The 17,909-nt window shown below is 67.3% G+C and carries 15 protein-coding genes; 10 read left to right on the top strand and 5 right to left on the bottom strand.

The annotated features are described in order from the left end of the window. Positions 1-3 precede the first annotated feature (3 nt). The 3 genes from ACTTAI_RS17810 to ACTTAI_RS17800 all read left to right on the top strand — a co-directional run bounded on the left by ACTTAI_RS17810 (position 4) and on the right by ACTTAI_RS17800 (position 3,948). Positions 4-1,758 (top strand): cytochrome c biogenesis protein DipZ, encoded by a 1,755-nt coding sequence (locus tag ACTTAI_RS17810; protein ID WP_444452835.1) that lies wholly within the window; start codon positions 4-6, stop codon positions 1,756-1,758. 11 nt (positions 1,759-1,769) lie between these two features. Beyond that, the gene (msrA, locus tag ACTTAI_RS17805; protein ID WP_444452834.1) at positions 1,770-2,444 is read left to right on the top strand and encodes a peptide-methionine (S)-S-oxide reductase MsrA; all 675 of its coding nucleotides are present in this window, start codon (positions 1,770-1,772) and stop codon (positions 2,442-2,444) included. A gap of 85 nt (positions 2,445-2,529) precedes the next feature. Then, entirely contained in the window at positions 2,530-3,948 is a 1,419-nt protein-coding gene (locus tag ACTTAI_RS17800) for a cytochrome P450 (protein ID WP_444452833.1), read from the top strand. A gap of 8 nt (positions 3,949-3,956) precedes the next feature. Here ACTTAI_RS17800 and ACTTAI_RS17795 read toward each other — a convergent pair whose 3' ends face one another. After that, the gene (locus ACTTAI_RS17795; protein WP_444452832.1) at positions 3,957-5,651 is read right to left on the bottom strand and encodes a hypothetical protein; all 1,695 of its coding nucleotides are present in this window, start codon (positions 5,649-5,651) and stop codon (positions 3,957-3,959) included. Between the two features lie 433 nt (positions 5,652-6,084). Beyond that, positions 6,085-6,750 carry a Crp/Fnr family transcriptional regulator gene (locus tag ACTTAI_RS17790; protein WP_444452831.1) on the bottom strand — a complete coding sequence of 222 codons (666 nt, stop codon included), beginning with the start codon at positions 6,748-6,750 and terminating at the stop codon, positions 6,085-6,087. 272 nt (positions 6,751-7,022) lie between these two features. Between ACTTAI_RS17790 and ACTTAI_RS17785 the strand changes: the two genes are divergently transcribed. Beyond that, on the top strand, positions 7,023-8,423 hold the full coding sequence (locus ACTTAI_RS17785; protein ID WP_444452830.1) for a cytochrome P450: 1,401 nt from the start codon (positions 7,023-7,025) through the stop codon (positions 8,421-8,423). A gap of 15 nt (positions 8,424-8,438) precedes the next feature. Here the strand turns inward: ACTTAI_RS17785 and cydC are convergent, their stop codons facing one another. After that, positions 8,439-10,103 carry a thiol reductant ABC exporter subunit CydC gene (gene cydC, locus ACTTAI_RS17780; protein ID WP_444452829.1) on the bottom strand — a complete coding sequence of 555 codons (1,665 nt, stop codon included), beginning with the start codon at positions 10,101-10,103 and terminating at the stop codon, positions 8,439-8,441. Beyond that, positions 10,100-11,803, bottom strand: coding sequence for an ABC transporter ATP-binding protein/permease (locus tag ACTTAI_RS17775; protein ID WP_444452828.1), 1,704 nt, complete (start codon positions 11,801-11,803; stop codon positions 10,100-10,102). Before ACTTAI_RS17775 ends, cydC begins: the two co-directional genes overlap by 4 nt. 158 nt (positions 11,804-11,961) lie before the next feature. Between ACTTAI_RS17775 and ACTTAI_RS17770 the strand changes: the two genes are divergently transcribed. The 6 genes from ACTTAI_RS17770 (at position 11,962) to ACTTAI_RS17745 (ending at position 16,633) form a co-directional block, all read left to right on the top strand. Next, positions 11,962-12,666 (top strand): energy-coupling factor ABC transporter ATP-binding protein, encoded by a 705-nt coding sequence (locus tag ACTTAI_RS17770; RefSeq protein ID WP_444452827.1) that lies wholly within the window; start codon positions 11,962-11,964, stop codon positions 12,664-12,666. Next, entirely contained in the window at positions 12,660-13,280 is a 621-nt protein-coding gene (locus ACTTAI_RS17765) for an energy-coupling factor transporter transmembrane component T family protein (RefSeq protein WP_444452826.1), read from the top strand. The genes ACTTAI_RS17770 and ACTTAI_RS17765 overlap by 7 nt, the downstream gene beginning before the upstream one ends. Position 13,281: 1 nt before the next feature. Continuing rightward, a complete protein-coding gene (locus ACTTAI_RS17760; protein ID WP_444452825.1) occupies positions 13,282-13,854 on the top strand; it encodes a biotin transporter BioY in 573 nt (190 codons plus the stop codon). A gap of 197 nt (positions 13,855-14,051) precedes the next feature. Next, on the top strand, positions 14,052-14,849 hold the full coding sequence (locus tag ACTTAI_RS17755) for a UDP-2,3-diacylglucosamine diphosphatase (protein ID WP_444452824.1): 798 nt from the start codon (positions 14,052-14,054) through the stop codon (positions 14,847-14,849). Continuing rightward, a complete protein-coding gene (locus tag ACTTAI_RS17750; protein WP_444452823.1) occupies positions 14,846-15,958 on the top strand; it encodes a ceramide glucosyltransferase in 1,113 nt (370 codons plus the stop codon). The genes ACTTAI_RS17755 and ACTTAI_RS17750 overlap by 4 nt, the downstream gene beginning before the upstream one ends. A 3-nt stretch (positions 15,959-15,961) precedes the next feature. Then, entirely contained in the window at positions 15,962-16,633 is a 672-nt protein-coding gene (locus tag ACTTAI_RS17745; protein ID WP_444452822.1) for a glycosyltransferase family 2 protein, read from the top strand. Here ACTTAI_RS17745 and ACTTAI_RS17740 read toward each other — a convergent pair. Then, positions 16,630-17,844 carry an ROK family transcriptional regulator gene (locus ACTTAI_RS17740; protein ID WP_444455799.1) on the bottom strand — a complete coding sequence of 405 codons (1,215 nt, stop codon included), beginning with the start codon at positions 17,842-17,844 and terminating at the stop codon, positions 16,630-16,632. The two genes, ACTTAI_RS17745 and ACTTAI_RS17740, sit on opposite strands and share 4 nt — an antisense overlap. Positions 17,845-17,909: the final 65 nt, after the last annotated feature.

The raw sequence follows: 17,909 nt of genomic DNA, 5'->3' as shown, positions 1-17,909 counted from the left end.
GCCATGGCCCTTGTCTTTCTGGCCTGGCTGGGCGGGGTGCTGACGATCCTCAGCCCCTGCATCCTGCCGGTTCTGCCCTTCGTCTTTGCCCGCGCGGGAAAACCCTTTTGGACGAATGGCTTGCCGATGCTCGGCGGAATGGCGCTGGCCTTTTCTGCCGTGGCAAGCCTTGCCGCCCTTGGCGGCGGCTGGGCGGTGGCGGCGAATGGCTGGGGCCGGGGGATCGCTTTGGCGCTGCTCGGTGCCTTCGGGCTGATGCTGCTCTTCCCGGCGCTCTCCGAGCGCCTGACCCGGCCCTTGGTCGCGCTTGGCAACCGCAGCGCGGGGCAGGGCGAGGGGCTCCTCGGTTCGGTCGCGCTGGGGGTGGCGACCGGGCTTTTATGGGCGCCCTGCGCCGGGCCGATCCTCGGGCTGATCCTGACCGGGGCGGCGCTGAACGGGGCGAGCCTTGCGACGACCGGACTTCTCTTCGCCTATGCGCTGGGGGCGGCCACGGCTTTGGCTGTGGCACTTCTGGCCGGGGGGCGGGTCTTTGCGCTGATGAAGCGCGGCCTTGGCATTGGCGAAGGGCTGCGACGCGGCCTTGGCGCGCTCGTTCTGGTGGGCGTTGCGGCAATTGCCTTGGGGCTGGATACCGGCGTGCTGACGCGGCTCTCGACCGCTTCGACAAACCGGCTTGAGGCGGCGCTCCTGTCACGGTTCGGCCCGGACGGCGGTGCGGTGATGCAGGCCGCTCCGGCGATGACGGGCGGTCCTGCGATGATGGCCGGTCCGGCTATGACCGCGAAAGGCCAACCCGAGGCGCTGCCGGTCGAAGGCCAGATGCCCGATCTGACCGGCGCGGTGCAATGGCTCAACTCGCCGCCGCTGACCGCGGCCCAGTTGCGCGGCAAGGTCGTGTTGATCGATTTCTGGACCTATTCCTGCATCAACTGCCTGCGCGCGCTGCCGCATGTGCAGGCCTGGGACGCCGCCTATCGTGACAAGGGGCTGGTGGTGATCGGCGTGCACGCGCCCGAATTCGCCTTCGAGAAAGACCCGGCCAATGTCGCCAAGGCGGTCAAGGATCTGGGCCTGACCTATCCCGTCGCGCTCGACAATGATTACGCGCTGTGGCGGGCGTTTTCGAACCGCTACTGGCCCGCGCATTACTTCGTCGATGCAAAAGGCCAGATCCGCCACCACCATTTCGGCGAGGGCGGCTATGAGGAGTCCGAACAGGTGATCCGCACGCTTCTGGCCGAAGCCGGGCAGGCGCCCGACACCAAGGCGCAGGTGCAGGCCGCGGGCGTCTCGGCCCCGGCGGACATGCAAGATGTGGCCTCGCCCGAGACCTACCTTGGCCATGCCCGCGCCAGCGGTAACCTTAACCCTGAGGGGCTGATCGCCGATCAATCGCACCGCTACACCGCGCCCGATCTTCGGCTGAACGAATGGGCGCTGGCAGGCGACTGGACCGTGGGCGTCGAGGCCGCACAGCTGACTGCCCCCGGTGGCAGCGTCACGATGCGCTTTCATGCCCGCGACCTGCATCTGGTGCTGGCGCCGGGCGCGGCCCCCGTGCCCTTCACCGTGACGATCGACGGCCAACCCCCCGGGGCCGATGCGGGGCTCGATGTCGATGCCGCGGGCCGCGGCACCGTGACCGAGGATCGGCTCTACCAGCTCTACCGCGCCAAAGGCCCGGTTGCAGACCACCTGTTCGAGATCCGCTTCGACGCCCCCGGCGTCCGGGCCTTTGCCTTCACCTTCGGATAAAGGATCGCAAAATGCGCCGCCTTGGTCTTGCCCTGACGCTTGCCCTGTCTTTCGCCACCCCTGTTTTGGCCGAGGAAGGCCGGGTGATCCCGCCCCCCGCCGTCGATGAAACCGCGCTAAGCGGCCCCGAAACCGCGATCTTTGCGGGTGGCTGCTTCTGGGGCGTGCAGGGGGTGTTTCAGCATCTGAAGGGCGTGATCAACGCCACCTCGGGCTATGCGGGCGGCGAGGCGGCGACGGCGAGTTATGATCAGGTCTCGGGCGGAGACACCGGCCATGCCGAATCCGTGCAGGTCGTCTTTGACCCGAAACAGATCAGCTATGGCGAGCTGCTTCATGTGTTTTTCTCGGTCGCGCATGATCCGACGCAGCTGAACCGGCAAGGCCCGGATGTCGGGACGCAATACCGCTCGGCGCTGTTTCCGACCACGGAGGATCAGGCGCGGATCGCGAAAGCCTATATCGATCAGCTGACCCGCGCCCGCGCCTTCGAGGCCGCCATTGTCACGAAGATTGATCCGGGCGTGCCCTTCTACCCGGCCGAGGGCTATCATCAGAACTTCCTGACCGTCTATCCCGACCACCCCTATATCGCGACGATCGACATGCCGAAGATCGCGGCGCTGGAGCGGATGTTCCCCGACGATTGGCGGGCCGAGCCGGTTCTGGTGCCCGCAGTCGACTGAGATCGCAGCATAAACTTGACGATGGTCAACACAGCTGCGCCTGCTTCGTGCCACAAGGGGCCGAACTGGGTAGGGTGAGACACAGATGAAAGACGCAACCGCCGACCGCGCCGCCAAGGAACCGCAATGCCCCTTTGCGCATCGCCGCCCGGTCAAGCCCGCGCCCCGGCCCGAGCGTGTCGGCGTCCGCGATTTCTTCCGCCTGATCCGGCAGGACATTCTGGCGGTGCAACCGGCCCGGATGTTCCGCGCCTGGATGGCGGAATTTCACTCGCCCTTCTTCACCTCGTTCCTGTGCAACGACCCCGATCTGGTCGATCTGATCCTGACCCGCCGCCCCGAGGATTTCCCGAAATCGCTGCGGCTCTTCGAGGGGCTGACGCCGCTGCTGGGCCATTCGATCTTCATCACCAACGGGCCGGAATGGGAACGGCAGCGCCGGATCATCGATCCGGCCTTTGACGGTGGCCGCACCAAGGATGTTCTGCCCGCGATGTGGGATGCCGCGCTTTCGGGCGTCGAGCGGCTGAAACCGCTGGCCGATGGTCGCCCGATCGATGTCGAGGGGCAGGCGAGCCATATCGCGCTCGATGTGATCTTCCGCACGCTCTTTTCGATCCCGGTCGAGAATGCGACGGCGAATGCGGTCTTTGATGCCTTCCGCGCGCATCAGGCCTCGCGGCCGATGGTGAATACGGGGACGCTGTTTTCCCTGCCGCGCTGGCTGCCGCGGCTGCGCTTTGGCGCGACGGCGAAAACGGCGAAACAGATCCGCGGCTTCATCTCTTCGCTCGTTGAAGCGCGGGCCGCCGAGATCGCGGCGGGCACCGCGCCCGATGATCTGGCAACGCGGATCATGACCACTCCCGACCCCGAGGATGGCAAGTGCTTCAGCCCGGGCGAGATGGTCGATCAGGTCGGCATCTTCCTTCTGGCCGGGCACGAGACCGGTGCCGCCGCGCTGGCCTGGTCGCTGTATCTCATGGCGCTTTACCCGGAATGGCAGGACAAGCTGGCCGAGGAAGCCGAGACGGTGATCGATGTCGAGAAGATCTACGCCTCGTCGGTGCCGCGGCTGAAACTGGCCCGCGCGGTGTTCCGGGAATCGATGCGGCTTTATCCGCCGGTGCCGATGTATCTGCGCGAGGCCGAGCAGGAGGAAACCTTCCGCGGCCGCAAGGTGCCGAAGGGCTCCCTGATCGTCGTCAGCCCCTGGCACCTGCATCGACACGAACGGATTTGGAAAGACCCGGACGATTTCGACCCGACGCGCTGGGACACACCCGAAGGGCGGGAAAGTTCGCGGCTGGCCTATGTGCCGTTCTCGGCCGGGCCGCGGGTCTGCCCCGGGGCGGGCTTCGCCATGGCCGAGGGGCCGTTGTTGCTGGCGATGATGCTGAAGCACTTCCGCGTCGCGCTGGTGCCGGGCCGCGAGCCGATGCCGGTGGCGCAGCTGACCGTGCGCGGCCGCGACGGGATCTGGTTGGCGCTGACCCCGCGCTGAGCGGGCCCTCAGAACAGGACGATATCCGACCCGACCGCCTGCGGGATCGACACTTCGAATGCCGAGGCATCGACGCCGATGCTCGACAGCCAGGCATCATGCACCGTGCGCTCCGCCTCGATCGAGAGGATATCGCGGAGCGAGGTGATCAGGGCCATCTCGTCCGGGGTCAGGGTGAACTGACGCAGCCGCGGCTGGGAGGCCAGCGTCGTCTCCACCCGCTGCACCATTGTCTCCATCCGGATGCGATGCGCCTCCATCGCGCTCAGCCCGTCTTGCAGACCGCCCGACAGATGCGACTGGTTGGCATTCACTGCGCCGCGGACCTCCCGCAGCGCCAGACGCAGTTTGGTCAGCCCCGGCGTCACCTGCGTTTCCAGCCCCTCGCGGATGGATCGCGTGTCTTGCGCCTGCAGATCGAGCAATTCGGCCACTTCTTGCGCGGTGCTGCGGATGCCCCCAAGATCGCGCTGCATCCGTGTGACGCAGCCGCTGCTTTCCTCGACCAGATCGCGCAGCTGATGCGCGATCACCTTCAGTGCCAGACCATCCTGTCCAAGGCTCGAACAGGCGATCACCGCATTGATGCCGATCAGGTTCATCCGCGCTTCAAGCGCGCCGATTTCCTTCACATGGGTTTGGACCATATCGACCGCAGCCATCAGCTTGCGGGCATGTTCGCCCAGTGACAGCTGCAGCCCGGCCGCATCTGCCAGCACCCGTTCGATGTCGCTGAAGGCATTGAGCAGATCATTGACCCCCGAGCGACCGGGGTGGAACACCTCGTCGACCTCGCCAAGGAAAGTGGTGGTCTGGCCCGCTGCCAGCTGCAGCTGCCGCTCAAGCATCGCGATATGGGGCGCATGGCGCTCAGAGGCGTCAGACATCTGTCGCTGCGACAGGTTCAGCAATGCCGCCTGCATCCCGGTTCCGGGGGCGGGATCCGAGACCGCACGCAGCATGGCTTCGACATGTTCGAGCCGCTGGCGCATCGCATCGCCCGCCTGCAGCGCCATGACCGATTTCGCCACCGCGTCGCGGATCGTCAGCGCCGCGCGCGACAGCTTGCCGCCGCGCATCGTCAGCGTGCCGATATGATCTTCGAGCCGTGCCAGACCATCGACGATCTCGCCCAAAGCCGCCGCGGCCCGTTCGTCGAGCATCCGGCCAAGATCGCCCGATTGGCAGCGCGACAGCTCCACCTGCACATCGAGGTCCGAAAGCGCCTGCTCGATTTCCGTCAGCTTGCGAAAGGCATGTTGCACGAGCTCGGCCGCGTCGCGGGTGAAGACGGACATCGAGGTCTTCGCATCCACCATCGGCGCCACGGCCACGCGGGCGTTCAGTGTCACGATGTTCATGGTGCGGATCACCCGGGCGAGCTGCGCCACGACACCATGCATCGAACGCGCCTTTTCCAGCGTGTGACCGAGCGGCGTCCGGGCATCGCGCACGCTGAGGATCAGGCTCTGCAGCATGGTTTCGAACTGCCGGATCTGGCTGGAAAGCCCCTGCACGTCGCCGCTCTGGGACAGATCGGACAGGGCCGCAATCGGCCGTTCCACCATGTCGAACCGCTCGCAGACGGACACAAGGGCCACCCCCGCACGCAGGAAATGTGCTTCGGTTTCAGTGCGGACGGTGTGAACCAGATCCGAGCAGCTCTGGGCGGTCGCGCAGAGAGCGGGGTTCGACGGGATCATGTAACACCTCCCTGCGATGTGCGTCCAAGACCTGCGGCGCAGGACACGGGGGGCATCGCCAATGCTGCCGTGGCAGATTGTTCTTGTGTGCGCCCCTTGTTCAAACTGCGCCGTGCCGAAGACAGGGTCATGCCGGTTTCCACCCGGAAGAGATCGGTGAGGCGGTCGGACCGGGCAGGGGGGCGAAATCCTTGGCCATAGCCGTCGCGGCAGGCGAATGGGCACGGCGAGTGGGTGTCTTGAGCCAACGCAACAGACCGCGCCGAAGCCCGGTCATCTCCTGCAGGGAATGGGAATCGCAAAGGTCGATCATCGGGTGCGCTACTGGCAAGACGCCTGCACGCTACGGGCCGCAGCTTACCGAAACGCTAATCCGGTTCGTTTCCGGTCGAATTTTATTGCGTTGTCGTGACGCGGTGATGCCTTTTTGGGGTCAGCGCAAACGCTGCACCAGAAGTTCCACCTCGGCGCGTTCTTCGGCGCTGCATTCGGCCATCACATCGCCGCTCATCCGCATGCAGACCTCGCGGCCCGAGAAACGGAACACGCCGTCTTCTTCCAGCCGCTTGATCAGACGCGACATGGTTTCGCGCTGCACCCCGATCAGATCGGCCAGATCCGACCGCGTCATCGGCAGTTGCATCCGCAACTCGGCCCCGTCGCGGCTGCCGTGTCGGGCCATCAGCCAGGTCAGCAGCTCTTCCAGCCGGTCTTTGTTCGAGGTCGTCGCGGCGGCGATGATCCGCGCATGGCTGCGGTCGATTTCCGCCACCGCGCGCACCATCAGCCGTTCCATGATCGCCGGGTGGCTGCGCAAAAGTTTCTCGGCGCTGCCGCGAGCGACGGTGCAGACCCGCGCGGGCATCAGCGCCCTTGCCTCGGTCTGATGCTCGCCATGGCTCAGGAAGGAGCGAAAGCCGACGATCTCGCCCGGATAGGCAAGGCGCATCAGCGTCGACGAGCCGTCGGGGTTATGGCTGCGCAGCGCGATCAGCCCCTTCGAGACGCAGAACACGCCCTTGTTGCGGCTGCCCTGTTCGAACAGCACCTCGCCCGCGGCGATCTCGCGGCGGGAAAAGCCGCAGGCCAAGACCGACACGCCGCCAATCCCCACGGGATTCCACAGGCTCTTTTCGTAAAAGAGACACTTCCCGCAGGGGTGCGTCGGGGGATCGAGGGCGTCAAGCATCGAAACTCGGGCCTTTGCGCCGGTTGCATTTCCGACGACTTTACTCCCGTTTCCCGGTCCGGGCGAGTGCGACCCAAGGTATCACTTTGCGGACAGGGGCAATTTCCTGTGATAGCCGTCACTGACAAGCGCAAATTGCCTTTGGATACCCGCCGATGACCTTGCAGCGCCGGAGCGACCCGATGAGAGATGACACCGCAACCGCTCCGCAGGGGACCCGTTTGCCGCCGAAACCGGCCGCGCGCGAGGGCAAGGTCTCGCTTGTCGAATACCTTCGGCTCTTTCAGCGCGACATCCTTTCGGCGCAGCCCGCGCATCTTTACCGCGCCTGGATGGCCGAGATGAAAACGCCGTTCTTCCGGTCGTTCCTGTGCAACGAACCTGAGCTGGTGCACCGGGTGCTGCGCGGCTCGCCGCATGATTTCCCGAAATCCGAACGCATCCGCTTTGGCCTGAAACCGCTTCTGCGTGATAGCGTTTTCATCACCAACGGCGCGCTTTGGGAGCATCAACGCCGCATCATCGACCCGGCCTTCGAGGGCGGCCGGTTGCGCGAGGTTTTCCCGGCGATGTGGGACAGCGGCGTGGCCGCGGTCGAACGGCTGAAGGCCAAGGCCGATGGCAAGCCTTTGGAAATCGAGGCGGAAACCAGCCATGTGGCGATGGATGTGATCTTCCGCACGATGTTCTCGATGCCGATCGAGCACGAGATCGCGCAGGCCGCCTTCGAGGGCTTCCGCGCCCATCAGGCGGCGCATCCGGTGGCGAACCTTGCGGCGATCCTGCCCTTGCCGAAATGGTTCCCGTCGTTCCATTCGAAACAGACGCGCAGCACCGCCAAGGCGATCCGCGACCTGATCGGGCAGCTTGCGACGATGCGGGCGAACGAGATCGAAAACGGCATCGCGCCCGACGATCTGGCGACGAAGATCATGACGACGCCCGACCCGGAAACCGGTCGCGTCTTCGGCACCGAAGAGATGGTCGATCAGGTGGCGATCTTTTTCCTTGCCGGACACGAGACCTCGGCCGCGGCGCTGGCCTGGTCGCTGTACCTGCTCGCCACCCATCCCGAATGGCAGGAGAAACTGACCGCCGAGGCGGCCGAGGTGCTGGGCGACGACATCCCGGTGTTTTCCATCATCAACAAGCTGAAACTGTCGCGCGCGGTGTTCCGCGAAGCGATGCGGCTTTACCCGCCGGTGCCGATGTTCGTGCGCGAGGCCGCCTGCCCGATGACGTTCCGCGGCCGCAAGGTGAAGAAGGGCGCGCAGATCATCGTCAGCCCGTGGCACCTGCACCGGCACGAGCGGATCTGGGACAACCCGGATGCCTTCGATCCCGGCCGCTGGGAGACCGAGAACGGCAAGATCGGGTTGCGCGACGCCTATGTGCCCTTCTCGGAAGGGCCGCGGGTCTGCCCCGGCGCCGCCTTCGCGATGGCCGAAGGGCCGCTCATCCTGTCGATCTTCCTGCGCGCCTTCCGGTTCGAGCCGGTGGCGGGCGAGGTGCCGATGCCGGTCGCGCATCTGACCGTGCGCTCGGATGCCGGGATCAAGCTGAAACTGACCCCCCGGAGCTGATCCGGGGGAGGCGTTTCATTCCGCCAGATGCAGCACCCGGTCGGCCAGATCCGCATCGGGGCTGCGGTGGCTGACGAAGACGATCCCGGTTTCGGGCAGAAGCGCGCGGATACCCGCCAGCGTCGCCTTGGCCGTCGGCGCATCCAGCCCCTCGGTCGGCTCGTCGAGCATCAGCACCTTCGGGCGGCGCAGCAGCGCGCGGGCAAGGGCGAGCCGCTTTGCCTGACCGCCCGACAGCCCCGAGCCATGCGGGCCAAGCTGCGTCGCCAGCCCCTCGCGCGCGCGCAGCGTGCTGGCCAGATCGACGGCCTCAAGCACCGTCCAGAGGTTATCTTCGTCAACCGGTTGGCCCTCGGGCAGGGCCAGCGACAGGTTTTCGAGCACCGTGCCCGCCATCAGCGCCGAGCGTTGCGGCACCAGCGTCAGCCACGAGCGCAGCAGTTCTTCAGACCAATCCGCCAAAGGTACGCCCGAGAGCAGGATCTGCCCCGAAACCGGCGCAGTCAGACCGGCAAGCGTGGCGAGCAGTGTGGATTTGCCGACGCCCGACGGCCCGGTGATCAGCAGCGTCTCGGCCCGGGCAAGGGTGAAGGAGACCGGCCCGAAACTGTCGCGCTGCGCGCCGTGACGGCGGTGGCGCAGGTCGGTCACTTCAAGCAGCGGTTTTTCGGGCAGGGGCAGCGGCACGACGGCCGGTTCGGGCCGCGGCGGCGTGTCGGTCAGGCGCAGCACCCGCTCGGCCGCGCCCTGCATCCGGCCCCATTCCGCCAGACCGCGGCGCAGCGCGCCCAGGCTTTCGGCCAGCGCCAGCGCCACGAAGAAGCCGATGGCGGCGCGGGCGGGCGAGATCAGCCCGGCCTCGGCCGCGGTGCCGCCCAGATAGAGCGTGGCCGCAGCTGCCAGACCCACCGTCAGCGACAGCGCCGAAGAGGATTGCCGCTCGATGTCGTCGAGACGGTTGCGGGCGGTTTCTTCGGCATTCACCGCCTCAAGCGCCACCCCGGTCAGACGGTCGAGCGCCCCGGCCACGGCCAGATCGGCCCGGTTGCGCATCAGATCAAGGCTCGAAGCGCGCAGCGCTTGCAGTCCCGCCTCGGCGGCGGCGGCCGGGCGATGGGCGATGCGGGCAGTGACGGCAAGGATCAGCGTGCCGCCAAGCGCGTAGATCAGCGCCAGCGCAATCGCGGCGGCGGGGGTGACAAGGAACCAGACCGCCAGCGTGCCCCCGGCCAGACCCGCCAGCGCCGCGCTGAGCGGCAGCACAAGGCGCAGCATCAGCCCGTCGAGCGCGTCGATATCCGAGGTGATGCGGTTCAGCGCCTCGGCCCCGCGCAGGCGCGTTTGCACCTCATGCGGCAGCCGGGTTATCCCGGCATAGACGGCACTGCGCATGCCCGCCAAGGCGCGCAGGGTGGCGTCATGGGTCAAGAGCCGCTCGCCATAGCGCGCCATCGCGCGGCCAAGCGCCAGAAACCGGACCCCGGCCGAGGGGCGGAAGAAATCGAAGCCGACGCCGACCCCGGCCACACCGGCTGCCGCCGCGGCGGTGACGAACCAGCCCGAGAGGCCGAGCAGGGCGACGCCCATGATGAGCACCGTCACCATCAGCGCAAGGCCGCGCAGGAAGGCGGTGCGTTCGGTCTCGGACAGGCGACGGGCCAGACGGAAAAGTGCGATCATGTCCGGTCCTCCGCATCATGGTCAGTGCCGTCGAGGGCGATCACCCGATCCATCGCGGCGATCACCGTGGGATCGTGGCTGGCAATCAACAGCGCCGCGCCGCCATCGCGCAGCGCCATCAGCCCGGCCAGAACCAGTTGCGCGGTTTCGGCATCAAGGTCGGCAGTCGGCTCGTCGGCCAGGATCAGATGTGCCTGCGCATGGTGCGCACGCGCCAGCATCAGCCGCCGCGCCTCGCCACCGGACACGCCGCCGCCGATATCGCCCAAGGGCGTCGCCAAGCCTTCGGGCAGGGCGGCAATGATTTCCTCGGCATGGGCGGCCTTCAGCGCCGCGGAGAGATCGCCCGGACGGCCAAGCGTGATCGCCTCGGACAATGGCGCGGCGATGAATTGCGGTGCCTGTGGCAGCCAACCGAGCCCCGCGCGGATCGCATCGGCGCTGTCTTCGGCCAAAGCGGTCTCGCCCCAGCGGATTTCCCCGGCATCGGGGCGGATCAGCCCGGCCAGCGCCGCGATCAGCGTGGATTTGCCCGCGCCCGAGGGGCCGGAAATCGCGACAGCCTCGCCCGGCGCCACGTGTCCATCGGGCAGGGCAATCGGCGACGCTCCGGGGCCGGGGCGCAGCGCCAGACCGTGCCAGCTGAGCGCGGCAGGCGGCAGCGCCGTCGCAGCGGCGCCCGAGCCCATGATCTGACCTTCTTCCGACAGCATCGCCTTGGCGGCCTTGAGTTCGCCCGCAACGGCAAAGGCCGAGGCCCGGTCATGCCAGGCGGCGGCCAGATCGCGCATCGGCTGGAACATGTTCGGCGCCAGCATCAGAAGGAAAATCCCGCTCGCCGGATGCAGTTGCCCGCCCCACGAGCCCCAGGTGATCTCGCCCAGCAGATTGAAGCCGACGTAAACCGCGACCAGCGCGACGCCAAGCGCGGAAAAGAGTTCAAGCACGGTGGACGAGAGGAAGGCGACAGTCAGCACCTTCATCGTGCGGGCGCGCAGGATGTGAAAGACGATCGACAACTCGCGCCCGGCCCGGGCCTCGGCGCCCAGCAGCCGCAGATCGGCGCTCGCCGCGATCCGGTCGGCCAGCGTGCCGTTCAGCGTGCCCATATGCGCCATCTGCCGTTCCGAGGCTTGCTGCGCCGCCATCCCGATCAGCGCCATGAAGACCGGGATCAGCGGCCCGGCGATCATGAAGATCAGCGCGACGACCCAGCTGAGCGGCGCGACCAGCGCCAGAAACACGATCGGCACGATGCGCGAGCGCGTCATCGCCGGGGTGAAGCGCGAGACATAGGGGCCAAGCAGCGCCAGCTTCTCGCCCGCAAGGCTGGCGAGTTCGGCGGGGGCCATGCCGGTGGCCCGGGCATCAAGACGCGCGGCCTCGGTCAGCAGTTGCGCCCGCTCGCTGGCCACCAGCGTCGTCGCGGCGCGATTGGCGCGGGCCTGCGCGGCGGCATCAAGCGCGGCCCGCAGCAGCATCACGAAGACGAACCCGATTGCGGCCTGTGGCACCGACAGGCTGGCAGGCGGGGCCACCAGACCGCCAAGCGCGGTGGCGACCAGCGCGGCCTGTGCGGCCCAGAGCATCTCGGACAGGGCGGCCAGCATCCCGGCGGAGCGCAATTGCTTTGAGACCGGAGCGGTCAGACGGGCCAGTTCGGCCTTGGCTTCAGCGGGAGAAAGACAGGTGTCGGTCATCGAGCCTTCGATCTTGGGCCTTTGCACGGCGATGGGTCAGGATCGGCGACATGATTCCGCCCACCGTTGCCAGCCTTATCACCGCCGCCGCGCAATCGCCACCGCTTCGCGGTTGACCTTGCGGAGCCAAGCGGGCAAGGCAGACGCCGGAGGCGATGATGCGCGCGATCGATATCGGACATGTGACGCTGGAACGGGACGGGGCAATGGTCTTTCCCGATCTGACCCTGCAGCTGACCGAGCGGCGCATCGGGGTCGTTGGCCGCAACGGCGCGGGCAAATCCTCGCTGATCCGGCTGATCACCGGGCTTGTGGCGCCGCAGCGCGGGCGGGTCCGGGTGAACGGGGTCGAGGTCGCCAAGGATCGCACCGGGGCGCTGGCGACGGTCGGTCTGCTGTTTCAGAACCCCGATCACCAGATCATCTTTCCGGTGGTGCGCGACGAGATCGCTTTCGGTCTGGAACAGAAGGGCCTGAAGCGCGCCGAGGCCCTGCGCCGGGCCGAGGCCGTTCTGGCGGCGCAGGGGCGGTCGGACTGGGCGGATCGGCTCTGCCATACCCTGTCGCAGGGGCAGCGCCAGCTGGTCTGCCTGATGTCGATCCTCGCGATGGAGCCGGACTGGATCCTGTTCGACGAGCCGTTCAATTCGCTCGATCTGCCGACCGCGCTGGCGATCGAGGCGCGGATCGCGGCGCTGGCGCAGAATGTCGTGCTGGTGACGCATGATCCGGCGCGGCTGACCGGCTTTGACCGCATCCTGTGGCTGGAAGCGGGCCGGATCGAGGCCGATGGCCCGCCCGCCGAGGTTCTGCCGCGCTACATCGCGGCGATGGAGGCGCTGGCGCGCGACGCGGCATGCTGAGCCTTGCGCTGCCCTATCGCACCTGGGCGCATCGCCTGCCCGCGGCGCTGAAATTCGGTCTTCTGACGCTTGCGATGATCGGGCTGATGCAGATCGGCACTCTTGCGGGGCAGGGGGCGGCGGTGCTGATCGCATTGGCGCTGACCGCTAGTCTGGGGCGCCGCGCGGTGGCGCAAAGCCTTGTGACGCTGCGCCCGCTGGTCTGGATCGTGGCGGTGATCCTGATCTGGGACACGCTGCAGGGCGACTTTCGTCTGGGGGTTCTGTTCGGGCTGCGGGTCTTCGCGATGGTCGGGCTGGCCAATGTGGTGACCCTGACGACGCCCTTGCCCGAGATCGTCGCGCTGATCGAACGCCTTGCCCAACCGCTTGCGAAGTTTGGTATTTCCCCGCGTATCCCGGCGATTTCGGTGGCTCTGGCGATCCGGTTCGTGCCGGTCCTGCGTGCCCGCTACGACACCCTGACCGAGGCGTGGATGGCCCGGTCTGCCCGCAAACCCCGGACGAAACTCCTTGCGCCATTGACATTTTCGCTGCTTGACGATGCAGATCATATGGCCGATGCACTGCGCGCACGCGGTGGCTTGGCCCTGCCGCACAGGGGGAGAGACTGACTTGGAACGTAATGTGACCCTTATCGGGCTGTTCGCCGCGCTGATCGTGGCGCTGGGCTTCGTGCCTGCCATTCCGCTTGGCTTCGGCGTGCCGATCACGCTGCAATCGTTGGGCGTGATGCTGGCGGGCGCCGTCCTTGGCAGCTGGCGCGGGGCGCTGGCGGTGCTTCTGGTGCAGGCGCTGGTCGCGATCGGCCTGCCGGTTCTGGCGGGCGGCCGCGGTGGCCTTGGCATTTTCGTCGGCCCGACCGCGGGCTTCCTGATCGGCTGGCTTCCGGCCGCCTTCGTCACCGGCCTGATCGTCGAGCGCCTGCGCCGCGTTCCGGTCGCTTTCGCCGCCGGGATCGGCGCGACGCTCGGCGGCATCGTCGTGCTGTATGCGCTCGGCATCGTCGGCTTCTGGCTGGTGAAGAACGCGGGCCTGAAACCCGAAGACGCGCCGATGAGCCTCTCGGCCGCGACGCTGATTATGGCGCCCTTCATCCTGGGCGATCTGATCAAGGTGGTGGTGACCGGCCTTGTGGCGCGGACCATCGCGCAATACCGCCCCTCGGCGTTGCTCGCCCGCGCCTGAGCCTGCAAGACTTCGAAAAGCCCGAAGCGCGCCTGCGCTTCGGGCTTTTTCATGCCCCGATTTCAAGACATGCGCCCAAAGATGCGACACCCTGACGCTGCATTGCAGCGATGCGTCATGAAATCTTCGTGAAGTTGCAACGGAAGCGTTGCTCCCGGCTGTTGTTAGTCATGATGCATCGACAACGGGGTTTGATCATGCTCGACGCTTCCGCCACCCGTCCGCGCCGTCGCTACCGCAGCCTGTTCCTGTCTGACCTGCACCTAGGCGCAAGGGGGTGCCGCGCGGCGGAGATCCTCGATTTCCTGACCGGTGTCGACGCCGAGACGATCTATCTGGTCGGCGACATCCTGGATGTCTGGCACCCGGGCAAGCTGCACTGGGGCGCGGCGCAGGATGCGATCTGGAGCGATCTGAGCGCCCGCGCCCGGTCCGGCACCCGCGTCGTCTACCTGCCCGGCAATCACGACGCCCCCCTGCGCGAGATCGAGGGCGACCGTTACGAATGTTTCGAGCTGACCGACAGCCTGACCCACATTGCCGCTGACGGCACCCGCTACCTTGTCCTGCATGGCGATCAGGTCGATGCGCGGATCTTCCGCTTTCACTTCATGACCCGGATCGGCTCGCGACTGGATGCCGCACTGCGCTGCGTCGATCACGCGTTGCGCGGGCTGCGGCCCTCGGCCAAGCGGGGGATCTTCGAATGGGCGATCTGCGGCGTCAATGCCTTGATGATGGTCGGCAACGGCTTCGAGAAGCGTCTGGCGACGATGGCGATCACGACCGGGCACGAAGGGGTGATTTGCGGTCACTTCCACAAGGCGGCACTGCGGCAGAGCGGCCCGATCACCTATGCGAACTGCGGCGATTGGGTCGACAGCCGGACGGCGCTGGTTGAAACCTTCGACGGCGCTCTCCAACTTGTCGAATGGCGTGCCGAGGTGGAAGCCGTTCCGGCCCGCCAAGGTCTGATGGGGGAGGTCGAAGCATGATCGCCGAAACTCTGGCCGGGTTTGCCGGTCTGGCCGCTGCCCTGCATGTCTCGACCGCCGCGCTGACGGCTTGGCGCTATCGCGGCCCTGCGCCGGTGCTGCTGCCCGCCAATCCGCCGCTGGTGACGCTGTTGCGGCCGGTCTGCGGGCTCGACACCCATGACGCGGAAACGCTGCGCTCGTCCTTTGAACTCAGCTATCCGAACCTCGAAATCATCTTCTGTGCGGCACTGGAGGACGACCCGGCGGTGATGCTGCTGCGGGGTCTGATTGCCGAATACCCGCAGGCGCGGGCGCAACTGCTCATTGGCGAGGACCGGATCACCGGCAATCCGAAGCTCAACAATCTGGAAAAGGGTTGGAAGGCATCGAAGGGCGCGATCGTCGCGATGGCGGATTCGAACCTGCTGCTGCCGCGCGACTATATCGAGCAGATCCTCGCCACCTTCCGCCCCGATACCGGGCTCGTCACCTCGCCCCCGGTCGGCATCCGCGCCGAGGGGCTGTGGGCCGCGCTCGAATGCGCGTTTCTTGACGGTTTTCAGGATCGCTGGCAGCTGGCCTCCGACAGTCTGGGCAACGGCTTCGCGCAGGGCAAGACGCTGGCGTGGCGGCGTGAGGTGCTGGAGAACGCGGGCGGTCTGGTGGCGCTGGGCCGCGATCTGGCCGAAGACGTCGCCTCGACCAAGGCGGTGCGGGCGCAGGGGTTGAAGGTGCGGCTGACACGGCAGGCCTTTACCCAGCCGATCGGGCCGCGCGGCTTCACCTCGGTCTGGAAGCGGCAGTTGCGCTGGGCGCGGGTGCGCCGCGATGGCTTCCCGCTGCTCTTTGCCGCCGAAATCCTGCTCGGGCCGTTCGTGCCGCTCTTGGCGCTGATCCCGATGCTTGGCCTTTGGACGGCGGCTCTGGCGCTGCCCTTCTTTGCGCTCTGGTATGGGGTCGAAGTGGCGATGAACCGTGTCGCGGGCTGGCCTGCGCGGCGGATCGACATTGCCGCGATGGTGCTGCGCGATCTGCTGCTGGCGCCGCTCTGGGTCGCCACCTGGCGCGCGCGCGGGTTCGAATGGCGCGGCAATGCGCTGGCGCCGACGCAAGAGGCGAAGGCGTAAGTCATGGGCGTGTCCTGCATCATCCCGGCCTATAACGAGGCCCCGCGCATCGCCGCGGTGCTGCAAACCGTGATCGGCCACCCGCTGATCGACGAGGTGATCGTGGTCGATGACGGATCGGGCGACGGCACCGCCGAGGTGGCGGCGCTGGTGCCCGGTCTCCGGCTGATCCGGCAAAGCCCGAACCGGGGCAAAAGCTGGGCGGTCTCGGTCGGCATCGAGGCCGCGCGTCACGAGCTGATCCTGCTTCTCGACAGCGACCTGCTCGGCCTTGCGCCCGAGGCGATCTCGGACCTGATCGAGCCGGTCCTGTCCGGTCGGGCGGATGTGGCGATCTCGCTGCGGGGCAATGCGCCTTGGCCGTGGCGGCTGATCGGGCTTGACTACATCTCGGGCGAGCGGGTGCTGCGCCGCGGGCTGATCGGTCAGCCGCAAGCGCTGCGGGCGCTGCCGCGCTTCGGGCTGGAAATGCACCTCAACCGCCGCCTGATCGCGGCCCGGGCGCGGATTGCGATCGTGCGCTGGCCCGAGGTGGCAAGCCCGTGGAAAGGCACGAAACGCGGCCGTCTGGCTGGCGTTCTGGCCGATCTGCGGATGCTCGCTGACATGTTCCGCACCGTTCCCTTGCACCAGGCGGTCGGGCAGATCGTGGCGATGCGCGGGCTTGCGGCCTAGTCGCGATCCGGCACGTCGGGCAGCGAGGCGAATTCGACCAGAAACTTTGCCGAGAGCGGCAGGCTGGCGGCGCCAAGCGACCGCGCTTGCGGCCCCGCCGTGCCCGCCATGATCCGCGGCCGCGCCATCCCCGAAAGGTCTATGTGATCCAGCTCGGTCTCGATCGCCGCGATCAGCCGCGTGCGCAGCCGGTCCGGAAGCCAGCCGTCGATCACCATCGCCTGCAGATCGCACAGCGCCCCGGCCGAGGCCGCGACATGGGCCAGCCCCTTTGCCGCCTCTGCCAGCCACGGCGCAACGATATCCTCGTCCAATTCCCAATCTGGCGCGGATTCCCACAGGAAGGCGCCGCTTTGACCGCGCAGCACCAGCGCCCGTTCCAGTGCTGAAAGCGAGGCCACCTCGACCAGCTGCCGCGAGCCGCCGCGCCCGTCCGGCACCGGCGTCGAGGCGAGCGCCCCGGCATTGCCGCTGTGACCGGCAAACATCGAGCCTCCGAGGACCAGCCCGCCGCCGACGAAGAAGCCTAGGAAGGCATAGACGAAGTCCTTCGGCAAGCTGCCCTTGCCGAAGACCAGCTCGGCATTGCAGGCGGCCGAGGCGTCGTTTTCCAAGAGCACCGGCCAGGGCATCTCGGGCGCGAGTTCGGCGCGGATATCGCGGTGGCGCCAGTCGTCCATCGCATCCGCCGCAAGACCAAGCGACACCGCCCAATCCCAGAGCTGGAACGGCAGGCCAATGCCAAGCCCTTGAATCCGGGCTAACAATTCTTCGGGCAGGGGGGCGGTCAGCTCTGCGACCGAGCGGCGGGCGAAGTCCAGCACGCCATCGGGGCTGGGAAAGTCGTGCCGCATCACCCGGGCGCCGCGGACCTGACCGATGAAATCGATCAGCACCATCTCGGTCCGGCGCCGCCCGACCTTGAGGCCCAGAAACAGCGCCCCCTCGGGCGCAAGCGACATCGGCACCGTCGGTTGGCCCACCTTGCCGCGCACCGGGGCCTGACGGCTCAGCAGTCCGGCTGCCTCAAGCCCGCGCATGATCACCGAAACGGTCTGCGCCGACAGCCCGGTCAATCGCGCAATTTCGGATTTCGCCAAGGCCCCGTGGCGGCGGATCAGCGACAGAACCAGCCGCTCGTTGCGGGCGCGCATCGCGGAATGGTCGGTGCCGATCTTGGCGCCCGCGCCGTCCGTCTCTTCCTTGACCATCCGTTGCACGAGCGCCCCCCACTTCGTTTGAGAATGACGTGGAGGAAGGCGTGGGTCAAGGAATA

The organism is Rhodobacter capsulatus (genome assembly GCF_052363175.1).
GTDB lineage: Bacteria > Pseudomonadota > Alphaproteobacteria > Rhodobacterales > Rhodobacteraceae > Rhodobacter > Rhodobacter capsulatus_D.
The sequence above is the reverse complement of the archived record's forward strand: the minus strand, read 5'-3'. Positions and strand labels throughout refer to the sequence as shown.

What these genes read in the sequence shown, in the direction of transcription:
- ACTTAI_RS17810 (WP_444452835.1), top strand. Translation starts at nt 4, where the DNA reads ATGGCCCTTGTCTTTCTGGCCTGGCTGGGCGGGGTGCTGACGATCCTC.
- msrA (WP_444452834.1), top strand. Translation starts at nt 1,770, where the DNA reads ATGCGCCGCCTTGGTCTTGCCCTGACGCTTGCCCTGTCTTTCGCCACC.
- ACTTAI_RS17800 (WP_444452833.1), top strand. Translation starts at nt 2,530, where the DNA reads ATGAAAGACGCAACCGCCGACCGCGCCGCCAAGGAACCGCAATGCCCC.
- ACTTAI_RS17795 (WP_444452832.1), bottom strand. Translation starts at nt 5,651, where the DNA reads ATGATCCCGTCGAACCCCGCTCTCTGCGCGACCGCCCAGAGCTGCTCG.
- ACTTAI_RS17785 (WP_444452830.1), top strand. Translation starts at nt 7,023, where the DNA reads ATGAGAGATGACACCGCAACCGCTCCGCAGGGGACCCGTTTGCCGCCG.
- cydC (WP_444452829.1), bottom strand. Translation starts at nt 10,103, where the DNA reads ATGATCGCACTTTTCCGTCTGGCCCGTCGCCTGTCCGAGACCGAACGC.
- ACTTAI_RS17775 (WP_444452828.1), bottom strand. Translation starts at nt 11,803, where the DNA reads ATGACCGACACCTGTCTTTCTCCCGCTGAAGCCAAGGCCGAACTGGCC.
- ACTTAI_RS17770 (WP_444452827.1), top strand. Translation starts at nt 11,962, where the DNA reads ATGCGCGCGATCGATATCGGACATGTGACGCTGGAACGGGACGGGGCA.
- ACTTAI_RS17765 (WP_444452826.1), top strand. Translation starts at nt 12,660, where the DNA reads ATGCTGAGCCTTGCGCTGCCCTATCGCACCTGGGCGCATCGCCTGCCC.
- ACTTAI_RS17755 (WP_444452824.1), top strand. Translation starts at nt 14,052, where the DNA reads ATGCTCGACGCTTCCGCCACCCGTCCGCGCCGTCGCTACCGCAGCCTG.
- ACTTAI_RS17750 (WP_444452823.1), top strand. Translation starts at nt 14,846, where the DNA reads ATGATCGCCGAAACTCTGGCCGGGTTTGCCGGTCTGGCCGCTGCCCTG.
- ACTTAI_RS17745 (WP_444452822.1), top strand. Translation starts at nt 15,962, where the DNA reads ATGGGCGTGTCCTGCATCATCCCGGCCTATAACGAGGCCCCGCGCATC.
- ACTTAI_RS17740 (WP_444455799.1), bottom strand. Translation starts at nt 17,844, where the DNA reads ATGGTCAAGGAAGAGACGGACGGCGCGGGCGCCAAGATCGGCACCGAC.